Source organism: Hydrogenophaga sp. T2, from assembly GCF_049843535.1.
Taxonomy (GTDB): Bacteria; Pseudomonadota; Gammaproteobacteria; order Burkholderiales; family Burkholderiaceae_C; genus Hydrogenophaga; species Hydrogenophaga crocea.
Map to the genome: position 1 here is coordinate 418,307 of NZ_JBBHZJ010000002.1, position 14,090 is coordinate 432,396.

The window sequence follows — 14,090 nt, forward strand, 5'->3', positions numbered from 1 at the left end:
ACGGTTCGAGCATGGTCACGTTCACCGAAGCCCAGCTCATGGCCTGGGTGTCGCCGGTGTTCTGGCCCTTCATCCGCGTGCTCGCGGTGTTCTCCAGTGCGCCCATCTTCTCGGCGCGCTCGGTGCCGCTGCGCACGCGCGTGGCACTGGCCTTCCTGATCGCGGTCTGCGCGCAGGCCACGCTGGGCGATCAGCCCGTGGTCGCGCTCGCCGACCCGCGCGCACTCGAGGTGCTGATGCAGCAGCTGCTGATCGGCGTGTCCATCGGCCTGGCGGTGCGCATCGTGTTCGCCGCGGTGGAACTGGCGGGCGAACTCGTGGGCCTGCAGATGGGCCTGAACTTCGCAGGCTTCTTCGACCCCACCACGGGCGCCCAGACCAGCACCGTGGGCCGCTTCTTCGGCAACACCACCATGCTGCTGTTCGTGGTCATGGGCGGCCACCTCATGCTGCTGCAGGCCGTGGTGGCCAGCTTCAACACCTTCCCCCTGGGCGGCGGCGCGCTCGACGCCGTCAACACCATGCGCCTGCACGAACTCGGCGCGGTGGTGTTCCGCTACGGGCTGTGGATCGCACTGCCGCTGATCGGCATGCTGATCTTCATCAACACCGTGCTGGGCATCGTCTCGCGCATCGCGCCGCAGATGAACGCCTTCGCCATCGGCTTTCCGGTCACCCTGTCGGCCGGGCTGCTGGGCATCGCCTTCACGCTGCCCATGCTGGACACGCCGATCGCCGCGCTGCTGCGCGTGGCCACGGCGATGTTCACCGGCTGATCACCAACGACGCCGGGGGGTGGGTACACGCGCTGCGCTTCACTAGATTGGCCTGTGCAGGTCCATTCCGGGCCTGCGGCTTTGCCCAAAGCCTCAACGCCATGAAACAGGAGCCTTCCATGTTGTCCCACCTCATCGACCTGCCCGAGTCCGTTCGCCACAGCCTGCCTGCACCCACCCCGGCGCGCCGCGCCATCAAAACCTTCCTGCACAGCATCGACATCTACCTGAAGGATTCGAATGCCTATGCAAACACGTACTTTGCGCGGTACTTTGAATGGCAAGGCATCTGCCGTGAACGCTGGCTGCACGAGAGCGTGTCTGCAGAGGCTCGGCGCTCGCTCGGCGTGTTCATCACCAAGCGCGCCCATCTTGAGTACGTGCATGAGACCTTTCCGTTTCAGCGCGTCGACTGCGAACTGAACAGCTTCGATGTGCGCCAGTGTTCGTTCTACATCGAGTTTCGGTTTGCCGTGGAGGGCCGGAACGTCGCCACGGGCTACCAGCAGATCGTCTATGCCGGTCCAGACAAACGCATCCAGCGGCTGCCCGAGTGCGTGTTGCGCCATGTGCGCGATCACGCATTGGATGTCAGCGGAACCGTCACGCTTTGCTGAGTCCTGATCGGGGGGGTGGGGAAGCGCATGCTGAATGCGGTGTACTCGCCCTCCACCGATTCGCAGGCCATGCTGCCGCCGAAGGACTCGACCACGCGGCGGCAGAACGCAAGGCCAAGCCCGACACCCTGCGTGGATTTCGTGGTGAAGAAGCTTTCGAAGATGCGTCCCATGTCGTCATTCCGGATGCCCGTGGCAGTGTCACGCACCACCAGCACCGAGCCACCGACAGGCCGTTCCATCGTCACCTGGATGTCGCCCTTGCCGGCAACGTGCATGGCGTACAAGGCGTTCTTGAACAGGTTGAAGAGCACATAGACCATCAACGGCTCGGACCCCACGAACTCGAAGTCCTTGTCGGTCTCGACCTTGAGCTTTTCACGCTCTCCGCCCCGGAATGGGTAGCTGTCGATGGCTTCGCGCACGCAAGCCCGCATGGAGCAGCGCGTAAAACCACTGCGATCGATCCGCTCCATGCGCGCTGCGGCCAAGGTGAGATCGATAACCAGGTTGGAACGGTCGATATGGCGGGCAATGGCGCGCGCGGCTGCGCACAGGCGCCCAAGATCGGGGGCAGCAAAAGGCCTCATGAGGAGACCTTCGTCGACAGCCATGCGGTAGCCCCGGTCAAGTTCCGGCAACCATTGGGCCAGGGCTTCCGCCTGCATGCGGATGCTGGCCAACGGCGTGCGCATTTCGTGCACCACCGAGGCGGCCACCGCCACCGGATTCATGAGCTGGTGCCGAGTGACCGCGAGCACGATCAAGCCGAGGCTGATCGCAATGAAGATGACCCCGGGTGGGTAGAAGCTGAAGCCGTAGTTGCACAAGTAGTCACCGGCAGCGAAGAAGTAACCCACGAGGCTGGCCGCACACAGCTTGAATCGTGTCCTCTGCTCCCTGGGTGCATCACAGCCTGCCTGCCAAGAAACCCAGAAGCTGCGCAGGCCAACGGCCACCGTTTGCAGCACATGGAGACCGTGCAATGGACCGGCCTTGGGGTAATAGCCGAAGAAGTAGGTGTAGTGCCCCTCAACGAAGAGGCCACTGCTGGCATTGACAATGAGTAGCGCGAACGCAGGCACATACGACAGCCGGACCCACCACAAATCGCCCCTGCGCTTGGCCGTCTCTACGATGAAGTGGTAGTAACAGGTCGGCAGGAACAGAATGGGCATGTAACCCAGGCGCACGAGCAGGTCGGCCGTGGCGGGATCGCGTGTCTGGTATAGAACGGCCCACGCCGCCTGCCACAGGAAAGTGGTCAGACACAGCAAAAAGAAAATGCCGCTCCCGCGATTGAACCCCTTGCTGACGATGACGTGAAAGCCATAGCCCAGGAACAGCCCCGCGACCAGAGCCGGCAGCAACGAGTACATGGGGTTCCTCCTGCGGCCGGCTGCTGCGCCGGCACTGAGCGGCGCAGTGTAGGTTTGGCCAGGCCGGGCAAACCCCGCGATCCGGGGTGCAGCGCGCGCCAGCGCATGATGTTTCGATCAGCGCAGAAGAATGGCCTGCGCGCCGCGTTCGCGGCGGGCCGGTGAAAGGCGATCCAAAGAACCCTGTAGGGTATTTAGCCTGATGTTTCGAGCAAGAGCGCTGACCGCCTCAGACCAGCCCGTTGCGGATGGCATAGACCGTCAGTTCCGCGTTGTTCGACAGGTGCAGCTTCTCGAGCACCCGCGCGCGGTACACGCTCACGGTCTTGGGGCTGAGCATGAGCTCTTCGGCGATGTCGGACAGCTTGCGGCCCGAGGCGATCTTCTGCAGCGTCTGCAGTTCGCGCTCGGACAGGCTGGCGTGCAGTTCCTCGGTCTCGGGCGCGCTCAGGGTGTCCACCAGCATCTGCGCGACCTCGGCCGTCACGTACTTGCGGCCCTGCATCACCACACGGATGGCGTTCACCAGTTCGGCCGGGTCGCCGGCCTTGTTCACGTAGCCGCGTGCGCCCGCGCGCAGGCAGCGGATGGCGTACTGGTCCTCGGGGTACATGGACACCACCAGCACCTTCACCACCGAGCCCTCTTCCTTGAGCGCGGCCAGCACCTCCAGGCCGCCGCGGCCGGGCATGTTCAGGTCGAGCACGAGCACATCGCACACGGCCTTGCGCATGAGCTCGCGCAACTCGGGGTAGCTGCCGGCCTCGCCGACCACCTGGATGTCCACCGCTTCACTGATCGTGTCGCGGATGCCGCGGCGCACCACGGCGTGGTCATCACACAAAATCACCTTGATCATGGGCTTCCTTGGGGGCGGGGACCTCGGCGGCCCGCGGCAATGGCACCGACAGGATCACGGAGGTGCCGCGGGGCGACGAGCTCACGTCGAGCCAGCCACCGACCTTGGCCGCGCGCTCGCGCAAGCCGAGCAGGCCGAACGATTGGGTCTTGCGCAGGGCGCCCGTGCTCATGCCCGGGCCGTTGTCGCTCACCTCCAGCGTGAGCACGCCCTCGCCGTCGCTGAGGTCGATGTCCACCTGCGACGCGCCCTGCGCGTGTTTGCCGATGTTGGTGAGCGCCTCCTGCGCGGTGCGGTAGGCCACGAGCTGCACGTCGCGCGAGACCTCGATGCGCTCGGCCGAGCGGCGCACGTTCACGCGCAGGCCGGTGCGCCGCTCGAAGCCGCTGGCCAGCCACTGCACCGCGGCCACCAGACCCTGGTCGAGGATGGGCGGGCGCAGGTTCATCATGATGCGCTGGCTCGCGCCCAGGGCGTGCTGCAGCATGTCCATGGCGCTGTTCAGGTGGCGCTGCACCTCGGGGTCGCTGGCGCGGCGGCTCACCCACGACAGGTCGAGCTTCACGGCCGCCAGTGCGCCGCCGATGTCGTCGTGGATCTCGCGCGCGATGTCGGCGCGTTCGCGCTCGATGCTGGTCTGCAGGTGCTCGGCGAGCTCGCCCAGGCGCTGGCGCGACTCGGCCAGTTCGGCGTCGGCGCGGGCCTTGGCGCGCCGCGTTTCGCTCACCTCCAGCGCACGCTGCACCACGTGGGCGAGCCGGTGCATGCTGTCTTTGAGCAAGTAGTCACTTACGCCGCGGTGCATGGCATCCACGGCCGCGGTCTCGCCGATGGCGCCCGACAGCACCACGAAGGGGATCTGGATCTTGAGCTCGCGCGCGACCTCCCAGGCCTCGATGCCGGTGAAACCGGGCAGGTGGTAGTCGGCCAGCACGATGTCGTGCCGCCCCTGCTGCAGTTCGCGCCGGAAGTCCTCCAGGGTGTCGACCAGCGTGATCTCGTTGGCCAGCTGGCTGCGCTGCAGCGCGAACTTCACCAGGGCATGGTCGACCCGGGAGTCCTCGAGGTGAAGGATGCGCACCACGCGCTGTTCGGTCGCTGCACCGGGGCCGGTCATGGGTGATCGGAAGGAGGGGGGAGGAAGCCGACGAGGGGTCTTCGCAGGCGACCAAAAGCGCCTGATTTCTGGCGGTTTTCGGTCGATACACCACGGGACTGCTGTCGAGAATTCTAGTACCCCCTAACCGTATATCTGACCGAACTGTTGCCATGGAGCCCACCCCAATGCTGCCGAATGAGCCATCGGTCACGCTCTCCGTGGCCCTGGTCGCCGATCTGCAGGATTCGCTGCTGATGGCCATGACCGACCTGCAGCGCCTGCAGGGCCTGCTCGACCACGCCACGGGCAACCTGCTGGAGCGCTTCGGCAACGCCAACCGCGACCTGGCCGCCCTGGAGGCGGTGCACGGCGCGGGCGAGCTCACGCGCATCCACCACAGCCTTCACCAGGCCGTCACGGAGTTGCAGTTCCACGACATGGCGACCCAGCTGCTGACCCACACCGGCAAGGTGCTGCAGGGCTGCGCCTGGCGCCTGGCCGACCAGGCCATGGCGCCCGAAGAAGACGAAGAGCCGCTGCAGCTCGACCCCATCCCCGAACGCCCCAGCCCCGTGACGCAGAGCGAAATGGACGCCGGGTCGATCGAACTGTTTTAAGAACGCGCGCCCGGTGCCGATAACACCCGAAGTACGGAGAAACCCATGCGATCCATCCTAGCCGTCGACGATTCGGCATCCATGCGAAAAATGGTGTCGTTCACGCTCACCGGAGCGGGCTTCCACGTGGTGGAGGCGGTGGACGGCCAAGACGCCTGGGACAAGGCCCAGAACCACAGCATCGACCTGGTGCTGACCGACCAGAACATGCCGCGCCTGGACGGGCTGGGGCTGACGCGCAAGCTGCGCGAGCACCCCAAATTCAAGACCACCCCCATCCTCATCCTGACCACCGAGTCGAGCGACGCGATGAAGCAGGCCGGCCGCGCCGCGGGCGCCACGGGCTGGCTCGTGAAGCCTTTCGACCCGGGTCGCCTCATCGAGGTGATCAACAAGGTGATCCGCTGAGCCGCAACCCCAGGAGCCAAGACATGGGTGACATGATGAGCGAGGGCCAGCACCTCGGCAACGACATCGACCTGAGCCAGTTCTATCAGATCTTCTTCGAGGAGGCCGGCGAGAACCTGGACCAGATGGAGCAGATGCTGCTCGCGCTGGACGTGGAAGCGGCCGAAGACGAAGAGCTCAACGCGATCTTCCGCTGCGCCCACTCGATCAAGGGCGGCGCCGCCACCTTCGGCTTTGCCGACGTGGCCGAGCTCACGCACCAGGCCGAGTCGCTGCTGGACAAGCTGCGCCGCCACGAACTCAAACCCACCACCGCCATGGTCGACGTGCTGCTCGAATCGAGCGACGCGCTGCGCGGCCAGCTCGCGGTGCACCAGGGCGGCGCCAGCAGCAGCCCCGACACCGGCAACCTGGTGGCCCGCATCTACGCGCTGGCCCAGGGCCAGGAGGCACCCGCCGCCGTGGCCAGCGCCCCGGCGCCCGCGCCGGTGGCCGCCCCCGCGCCGGTCGCGGCCGCACCCGTCGCTGCGCCCGAGACGCCGAGCGAGCCCGCCAAACCCCTGGCCAAGGGCGAGCGCGAGATCGACATCCACATCGGCCCGATCGACAACCCCGCGACGGCCGATGGCATCGCCGAGCTGTTCCGCGACATCCCGGGCCTGGGCACGGTGAGCGCCCTGCCCTGCGACCAGCCGGGCAAGCGCGTGTTCCGCGCGCGCACCGCGGCCAGCGACAACGAACTGCTGGACCTGTTCACCTTCCACGTGAGCAAGGAACAGATCCAGATCCACGAAGCCGGCGACATGGTGCACGGCCGCGTGCCCATGCCCCCGGCCACCGAAGGCCGCGACTACGGCTTCTTCGAAGGCTCGCCCGGCCTGCCCGCCGCCGACGCCGCGCCCGCGCCGCGCAAGGACGCGCGCAGCGCCGAGCCCAAGGCGGCGGCCGCCGCCAACAGCAGCGCCGGCCTCGAATCGACCACGCTGCGCGTGTCGGTCAGCAAGGTCGACCAGCTCATCAACCTGGTGGGCGAGCTCGTGATCACCCAGGCCATGCTGGCGCAAAAGAGCCGCGAACTCGACAACACCGCCAGCCACCCGCTGCTCGCGGGCCTGGCCGATCTGGACCGCAACACGCGCGACCTGCAGGAAGCCGTGATGTCGATCCGCATGATCCCCATGTCGGTGGTGTTCAACCGCTTCCCGCGCATGCTGCGCGACCTCGCGGCCAAGCTCGGCAAGAAGGTCGACCTGGTGACGCAGGGCGAATCGACCGAACTCGACAAGGGCCTGGTCGAGAAGATCACCGACCCGCTGACCCACCTGATCCGCAACAGCTGCGACCACGGCATCGAGATGCCCGAGGAGCGCCGCGCCAAGGGCAAGAGCGAGACCGGCACGATCACGCTGTCGGCCACGCACCAGGGCGGCAGCATCCTCATCGAGGTGCGCGACGACGGCAAGGGCCTGTCGCGCGAGAAGCTGCTCCAGAAGGCGCGCGAAAAGGGCATCGACGCCCCCGACACGCTCAGCGACCCGGAGGTCTGGAACCTGATCTTCGCGCCCGGCTTCTCCACCGCCGAACAGGTCACCGACGTGTCGGGCCGTGGCGTGGGCATGGACGTGGTCAAGAAGAACATCACGGCGCTCGGCGGCACGGTCGAGATCGACTCGGCCGAGGGCTACGGCATGCGCGTGTCGGTGCGGCTGCCGCTCACGCTGGCCATCATGGACGGCATGTCGGTGCGCGTGAGCGACGAGGTCTACATCCTGCCGCTGGCCAGCGTGATCGAGTCGTTCCAGATCAAGCCCAAGGACATCAACACCGTGGCGCACGGCGCCCGCGTGGTGAAGGTGCGCGACGAGTTCATGCCGGTGGTCGAGCTCGAGCAGATCTTCTCGGTGCCGCGTTTCGAGCACAACGCCGCCAGCCCCATCATGGTGGTGGTCGAAGCCGACGGCCAGCGCGCTTCGCTGATGGTCGACGAACTGCTCGGCCAGCAGCAGGTGGTGATCAAGAACCTGGAGAGCAACTACCGCAAGGTGCCCAACGTGTCGGGCGCCACCATCCTCGGCGATGGCAAGGTGGCGCTGATCCTCGACACCTCTGCCCTGGTGCGCCGCTCGCGGCACTGAACATGAACACCCCCGCCGCGCTTCGCGCGACCCCCTCGAGGGGGCAACACCAGCGGCCCGGCAAAGCCGGTTCCGCGGGGTTTCCCGGTTCCGGGCCGGCGCTCGACGACGGGCCGGTGGCCGAAGGCCGCGAGTTCGTCTGGTCGGACGCCGACTTCGGCCGCATCAAGGCGCTGATCTACCAGAAGGCCGGCATCAGCCTGCACGACGGCAAGCACGCCATGGTCTACAGCCGCGTCTCGCGCCGCCTGCGCGAAACCGGCCATGCGAGCTTCAAGGACTACCTCGACTGGCTCGAGCGCCACGACGGCGCCGAGTGGCAGGAGTTCATCAACGCGCTCACCACCAACCTCACGGCCTTCTTCCGCGAGTCGCACCACTTCGACGCCCTGGCCCAGCTGCTGCGCAGCAAGCCCGGCCATGCCTGGCGCATCTGGTGCGCGGCCGCGTCCACCGGCGAGGAGCCCTACTCCATCGCCATGACCTGCGCCGAGGTGCTGGGCGCCAACGGGCAGTACGAGATCGTCAACAGCGACATCGACACCAAGGTACTCGCCACGGCGCAGCGCGGCGTCTACAAGGTCGACGGCAACAAGGGCCTGTCGGCCGAGCGGCTGCAGCGCTTCTTCCTGCGCGGCAAGGGCGCCAACGCGGGCTACATGCGTGTCAAGCCCGAGCTGCAGAAGCACATGAGCTTCCTGCCCGTGAACCTGGTGCAGGAGCTGCCGTTGCGCGACACCTTCGACGTGGTCTTCTGCCGCAACGTGATGATCTATTTCGACGCCGGCACCCAGCGCGCCGTGCTCGAACGCATCCACCGCGTGATGCGCCCGGGCGGCACCCTCTTCGTGGGTCACGCCGAAAACTTCAGCGACGCCCGCAGCCTGTTCCAGCTGCGTGGCAAGACCGTGTACGAGCGCCTATGACCGCCGCCGCGGTGCCGACGCCGCACAAGCCCCTTCTGCCGGTGACGCCGCACCCGGGCACGGTCTCGCGCGTGGCCGAGTACCGCGCGCGCAAGCCCAAGCCCGGCGAGGCCTCGTTCTTCTTCTACGACCCGCACTTCCGCAGCGATGCCGTGAAGGTGCTGCCGGGCGAGTACTACGTGAGCGCCGACCCGCTCGTGATCCAGACCGTGCTGGGCTCGTGCATCGCGGCCTGCATCTGGGACCCGCGTGTGCGCGTGGGCGGCATGAACCACTTCATGCTGCCCGAAGGCGGCAGCGACTCGGGCGGGCGCTACGGCTCCTACGCGATGGAACTGCTGATCAACGAACTGATGAAACAGGGTGCGCGGCGCGAGACCATGCAGGCCAAGGTGTTCGGCGGCGGCCAGGTCATGAGCAGCTTCACCACCATGAACGTGGGCGAGCGCAACACGAGCTTCGTGCTCGACTACCTGCAGACCGAACGCATCGCGGTCGTCTCCAAGGACGTGCTGGACATCCATCCGCGCAAGGTCTGCTTCTTCCCGTCCACGGGCAAGGCCATGGTCAAGCGCCTGGCGCATTCGCACCCCGAGACGCTGGAAACCCAGGAACGCAAGGGCAGCGCCGCCACCGTGGTCACGAGCACCGCGGGCGGCTCGATCGACCTGTTCTGAGGGCGCGACGACAAGGAGAACAACATGCCCAAGACCCGAGTGGTGGTGGTGGACGATTCGGCGCTGGTGCGCAGCCTGCTCACCGAGATCATCAACCGCCAGAGCGACATGCAATGCGTGGGCGCGGCCGCCGACCCGCTGGCCGCGCGCGAGATGATCCGCGAGCTCGACCCCGACGTGATCACGCTCGATGTCGAGATGCCGCGCATGGACGGCCTGGAGTTCCTCTCGCGCCTCATGCGCCTGCGGCCCATGCCGGTGGTGATGGTGTCCACCCTCACCGAACAAGGCGCCGAAATCACCATGCGCGCGCTCGAATTGGGCGCGATCGATTTCGTGGCCAAGCCGCGCATCGGCGTGAGCCAGGGGCTCAACGAACTCGCCAGCGACATCACCGACAAGATCCGCGTGGCCGCGGCCGCCAAGGTGCGGCGCCTGGCCGCCGCCGCGCCGGCGGCCAGCCCCGGCGTGAACCCTGCCGCGGCCGTTTCTCACACCCGGCCCGCGGCCCCCTTGCCGCGCGTATCGACCGAGAAGATCATCTGCATCGGCGCCTCCACCGGCGGCACCGAAGCGATCCGCGAGGTGCTGGTGCCCATGCCCGCCGACGCGCCCGCCATTGTCATCACCCAGCACATGCCGCCCGGCTTCACCACCAGCTTCGCGAACCGCCTCAACGGTCTGTGCAAGATCCGTGTGGCCGAGGCCCGCGACGGCGAGCGCATCCTGCCCGGCCATGCCTACATTGCCCCCGGCGGGCACCACCTGCGCATCGACCGCAGCGGCTCCAACTACGTGGCTGTGGTCGAAGACACCGAACCCGTCAACCGCCACCGGCCTTCGGTGGAGGTGCTGTTCAAGTCCGCCGCCCGCGTGATCGGGCCCAACGCCATCGGCATCATGCTCACCGGCATGGGCGCCGACGGCGCCAGCGCCATGCGCGAGATGAAGGACGCGGGCAGCTACAACTACGTCCAGGACGAAGCGAGCTGTGTCGTGTTCGGCATGCCCCGCATGGCGATCCAGCACGGTGCGGCGCACGAAGTCCTGCCCCTCAACCAGATTGCGCCGGCGGTGTTGGCCCGCCTGGCGAACGCACCGGCCGGTGTGCGTCACCGCATCTGATGCCAACGCACCCTTTCTGGAGTACCCCGATGTCCCTGCATCCCCGTCTGCCGCGCCGTGGCGCGCTCGCCCTCGGCTTTGCGCTGGCCTTCTCGACGCTGACCGCCGCCGCCCAGGGCCTGCCCGAACCCAAAGGGCGCGTCATCCTCACGGTGAGCGGCCAGATCGAGCAGACCAACCGCGGCAAGGACGCCGCCTTCGACATGGCCATGCTCGAAGCGCTGCCGCAGCAGAGCTTCACCACGCGCACGCCGTGGTTCGACAAGCCCATGAAGTTCACCGGCCCGCTGCTGTCCGACGTGCTCGCGGCCGTCAAGGCCAAGGGCCAGACCATCAAGGCCAGCGCGATCAACGACTACACCATCAGCATCCCCGTGGCCGACGCCGCGGCGCACGGCGTGATCGTGGCGCGCCTGCTCAACGACCAGCCCATGCCCGTGCGTGAAAAGGGTCCCCTGTTTGTCATCTATCCGTTCGACAGCAAGGCCGAGTTGCGCAGCTCCACGTACTATGAGCGTTCGATCTGGCAACTCAAGCGCATGAGCATCGAATGAACAGCAAGCCGAGCGGTATTGCGGCCTGGGGGTCTCGCACCTGGACCCTGGCGATCCTCGCGATCCTTGTGGTCACGCTGACACCGCTGGGCCTGATCGAGTGGCGCCAGTGGCAGTTGCTCAAGGACACCGACACGCGCCAGGTCGACTCCATCATGTGGCAGGCCTATCAGCTCGAGCGCGAGCTGAGCCGGCTCGAGCACGCCATCATGGAGGCGGGCGAACCCAACACCCAGGTGCTGCCCGAGGACCTGCAGGAACGCTACGAGATCTTCCTGAGCCGCATCACCTTGCTCAGCGACATTCCGCGCCGCGACCTGCTCGAGGCCTGGACCGGCTACCAGCCCACCATGCAGGCCATCGCCGCCTTCCGCAGCGAGGCCGACCCGCTGTTCGCCGATGGCGCCCGGCTCATCCAGAACCGCGCGGCCCTGCAGAAGATCGACGGCATGGCCCACGAGCTCAGCCAGAGCCTGGCCGAACTCACGCGCGAGGCCAACCGCGCGGTGGCCCGCTACCTGGACGAGCGCAACACCCAGCTGCGCCGCCAAGGCCTGTTGCTGATCGCGCTGGCCGGCGTGCAGGTGGCCGCCATGCTGCTGTTCGTGGCGGTGCTGGTGCGGCACATCCGCCAGCAGACGCGCCAGTACGCCAACCTGCAGCAACTCAGCCGCGAGCTCGCCGCCGCCCGTGACCAGGCCGAGGCCGCGAACCAGGCCAAGAGCGTGTTCCTGGCCAACATGAGCCACGAGATCCGCACGCCGTTCCAGGGCGTGCTGGGCATGCTCAAGCTGCTCGAGGACACGCGCCTGACCAGCCAGCAGAAGGACTACGTGCAGACCGCGTCCGACTCGGCCCATCACCTGCTCGGTGTGGTCAACGACATCCTCGACGTGTCCACCATCGAATCGGGCACGCTCAAGCTCTCGCCCGCGCCGATGAACCTGGCGATGACGGCCAACGAGGTCACCACCCTGCTCGAGCCGCTCGCGCTCGAGAAGGGCGTGACCATGAACTGCGTGTGCGATCACGAATTGCCCGAATGGGTGATGGCCGACCCCACGCGCGTGCGCCAGATCCTGCTCAACCTGGTCAACAACGCGGTCAAGTTCACGCGCCAGGGCAGCATCGACGTCATCGTCGAAGCCGACGCCAGCCTGCCCGACGGCATCCGCATGACGGTGCAGGACACCGGCATCGGCATGGACGAAGAAACCGTCGGCCAGCTTTTCACCCGCTTCTACCAGGCCGACAACTCGCTGCGCCGCCGCGTGGGCGGCACCGGCCTGGGCCTGGAGATCTCGCGCACGCTGGCCCGCATGATGGGCGGCGACATCCGCGTCACCAGCACCGCGGGCAAGGGCTCGATCTTCGTGGTCACGCTCAGCCTGCCGCGCACGGCCGCGCCCGCGGTCGACAAGGACGCCCTGCTCGACGACGCCGCCTGGGAACGCGACCGCCGCCGCCCGCCGGCGCGCCGGCTGCGCCTGCTGGTGGCCGAAGACCACCCGGTCAACCTCAAGTACCTGAACCTGCTGATCGAACGCATGGGCCACGAAGCGGTGTTCTGCGAGAACGGCTTCGAGGCGCTGCAACTGCTCAACCGCGAGACCTTCGACGCGGTGCTGCTCGACTACCACATGCCCCTGCTCGACGGCATCGCCACGACGCAGGAGATCCGCCTGCTGCCTGGGGCCGCGGGCCAGGTGCCGGTCATCATGGTCACGGCCGACGTGGTCAACGACACGAGGCAGCTCGCGGCCGAAGCCGGTGTGACGCAGTTCGCCCCCAAGCCGCTGCAGGAAGCCGACCTGCGCCGCGCCCTGCGCCGCTGCGGCCTGTTCGGCGAATCGACCGACACCCAGCCCGCGCCGCTGACGCCGTTGCAGCCGGCCTCGCGCCACCCGAACGAGCTCATCGACGCCGACATGCACCACCAGCTCTTCTCGATGATGCCGCCCGGCATGCACGACGAACTGCTCGACATGCTGTTCAAGGCCCCCGATGGCACCGCCCCCCTGCTCGAGAAGGCACTCGCAGAGGAGGATGTGGCCGCGGTGGTGTACCAGGCGCACCGGCTCAAGGGCTCGTGCATGCTGATGGGCCTGCGCGCGCTGGTCGAGGTCTCGACCCAGATCGAGAAAGCGGGCCAAGAGGGCGATCTTGCGCAGCTGCGCACCCTGGCCCGCCGGCTGACCAGGGACGTGCACGACACCGTCAAGGCCCTGCCAGCCTTCACCGGCAATGCGGTCTTCATCGACGCCTGAGGGGGCGGGGCGCTGATTGCGCGCCCCGTTCGCGCGCGCCGGTCCAAGCGCGCGGGTTCAAGCGCGCGGGTTCAAATCACCCGCGTCAAACGCGCTTGCTGAGGTTCGTGGGCGTGCCGGCTCCGGTCGACGCGCCATAGGCATCGACCGAACGAGCGCGCGAGGCCTGCTGACTCGCGGCCTCGGCGTCGCGCGCGAGCGCCCGGTCCACCACCGCGCCGCTCGCGTCCCACACCTTGCGCAGCGCCGTGCGCAGGTGCTCCATGGCTTCCTGCTGGATCTGCGCCTGTTCGCGGGCGCGCTGCGCCTGCTGCTCGCTGCGCAGGGCCCGGCTGCGCTCCTCGGCCAGTTCCTCTTTGGCACTGGCGCCCGCGTCGACGGTGTCGGTGGGGACGGCGGCGTCGCGCGTTTGCACCGGCCGCGGTTGCCCGCGGCGCTGCTCGAGGCCGGCTTGCTGATCGCGCGCGGCGGCGGCCGCGGGCGCGACGCCCACGACGGCAGGCACGGGCACCACCGCCGGGGACGCCGGGGCGGTCCACGACACGGAATGGGCTGGACTGGTCGGGATCATGGTGAAACCCCCAAATAGGGTGCCCCGGCGGGGAGGCCTGGGCTTCCCCAAGGCTATCGGTCGAACTGGGGCCGAACTTG

At 67.6% G+C, this 14,090-nt stretch carries 14 protein-coding genes; 10 read left to right on the forward strand and 4 right to left on the reverse strand.

All coding sequences use genetic code 11. The features are described from left to right. The first annotated feature begins 11 nt into the window (after nucleotides 1–11). Nucleotides 12–776 (forward strand): flagellar biosynthetic protein FliR, encoded by a 765-nt coding sequence (gene fliR / locus WDZ95_RS05630; RefSeq protein ID WP_425776817.1) that lies wholly within the window; start codon nucleotides 12–14, stop codon nucleotides 774–776. A 119-nt stretch (nucleotides 777–895) separates the two neighbouring features. Then, nucleotides 896–1,393, forward strand: coding sequence for an acyl-CoA thioesterase (locus tag WDZ95_RS05635; protein WP_425776819.1), 498 nt, complete (start codon nucleotides 896–898; stop codon nucleotides 1,391–1,393). Here the strand turns inward: WDZ95_RS05635 and WDZ95_RS05640 are convergent. From WDZ95_RS05640 to WDZ95_RS05650, 3 genes are all read right to left on the reverse strand, one after another. After that, entirely contained in the window at nucleotides 1,354–2,772 is a 1,419-nt protein-coding gene (locus tag WDZ95_RS05640) for an ATP-binding protein (RefSeq protein WP_425776821.1), read from the reverse strand. The genes WDZ95_RS05635 and WDZ95_RS05640 overlap by 40 nt on opposite strands. 229 nt (nucleotides 2,773–3,001) lie before the next feature. Then, the gene (locus WDZ95_RS05645) at nucleotides 3,002–3,631 is read right to left on the reverse strand and encodes a response regulator (RefSeq protein WP_166230153.1); all 630 of its coding nucleotides are present in this window, start codon (nucleotides 3,629–3,631) and stop codon (nucleotides 3,002–3,004) included. After that, the gene (locus WDZ95_RS05650; RefSeq protein WP_166230151.1) at nucleotides 3,609–4,748 is read right to left on the reverse strand and encodes an ATP-binding response regulator; all 1,140 of its coding nucleotides are present in this window, start codon (nucleotides 4,746–4,748) and stop codon (nucleotides 3,609–3,611) included. The genes WDZ95_RS05645 and WDZ95_RS05650 overlap by 23 nt, the downstream gene beginning before the upstream one ends. 152 nt (nucleotides 4,749–4,900) lie before the next feature. On the opposite strand from WDZ95_RS05650, the gene WDZ95_RS05655 reads away from it, so the two are divergent. Genes WDZ95_RS05655 through WDZ95_RS05690 form a run of 8 tightly spaced genes read left to right on the forward strand, consistent with a single transcriptional unit; the run spans nucleotide 4,901 to nucleotide 13,439 of the window. After that, a complete protein-coding gene (locus WDZ95_RS05655) occupies nucleotides 4,901–5,347 on the forward strand; it encodes a hypothetical protein (protein ID WP_166230149.1) in 447 nt (148 codons plus the stop codon). Between the two features lie 45 nt (nucleotides 5,348–5,392). Then, a complete protein-coding gene (locus WDZ95_RS05660; protein WP_166230147.1) occupies nucleotides 5,393–5,755 on the forward strand; it encodes a response regulator in 363 nt (120 codons plus the stop codon). A gap of 23 nt (nucleotides 5,756–5,778) precedes the next feature. Then, nucleotides 5,779–7,890 carry a chemotaxis protein CheA gene (locus tag WDZ95_RS05665; protein WP_425776824.1) on the forward strand — a complete coding sequence of 704 codons (2,112 nt, stop codon included), beginning with the start codon at nucleotides 5,779–5,781 and terminating at the stop codon, nucleotides 7,888–7,890. Nucleotides 7,891–7,892: 2 nt separating this feature from the next. Then, on the forward strand, nucleotides 7,893–8,816 hold the full coding sequence (locus WDZ95_RS05670; RefSeq protein WP_425776826.1) for a CheR family methyltransferase: 924 nt from the start codon (nucleotides 7,893–7,895) through the stop codon (nucleotides 8,814–8,816). Further along, entirely contained in the window at nucleotides 8,813–9,493 is a 681-nt protein-coding gene (gene cheD, locus WDZ95_RS05675) for a chemoreceptor glutamine deamidase CheD (protein ID WP_425776828.1), read from the forward strand. Before WDZ95_RS05670 ends, cheD begins: the two co-directional genes overlap by 4 nt. A 24-nt stretch (nucleotides 9,494–9,517) precedes the next feature. Continuing rightward, nucleotides 9,518–10,618, forward strand: a complete 1,101-nt coding sequence (locus WDZ95_RS05680; RefSeq protein ID WP_425776830.1) for a protein-glutamate methylesterase/protein-glutamine glutaminase — start codon at nucleotides 9,518–9,520, stop codon at nucleotides 10,616–10,618. 29 nt (nucleotides 10,619–10,647) lie between these two features. Next, nucleotides 10,648–11,172: a molybdopterin-dependent oxidoreductase gene (locus WDZ95_RS05685; RefSeq protein WP_425776832.1), complete on the forward strand. Its 525-nt coding sequence runs from the start codon at nucleotides 10,648–10,650 to the stop codon at nucleotides 11,170–11,172. Further along, on the forward strand, nucleotides 11,169–13,439 hold the full coding sequence (locus tag WDZ95_RS05690) for an ATP-binding protein (protein WP_425776834.1): 2,271 nt from the start codon (nucleotides 11,169–11,171) through the stop codon (nucleotides 13,437–13,439). The genes WDZ95_RS05685 and WDZ95_RS05690 overlap by 4 nt, the downstream gene beginning before the upstream one ends. An 85-nt stretch (nucleotides 13,440–13,524) precedes the next feature. Here WDZ95_RS05690 and WDZ95_RS05695 read toward each other — a convergent pair whose 3' ends face one another. Next, on the reverse strand, nucleotides 13,525–14,010 hold the full coding sequence (locus WDZ95_RS05695) for a hypothetical protein (RefSeq protein WP_425776836.1): 486 nt from the start codon (nucleotides 14,008–14,010) through the stop codon (nucleotides 13,525–13,527). Nucleotides 14,011–14,090 lie beyond the last annotated feature (80 nt).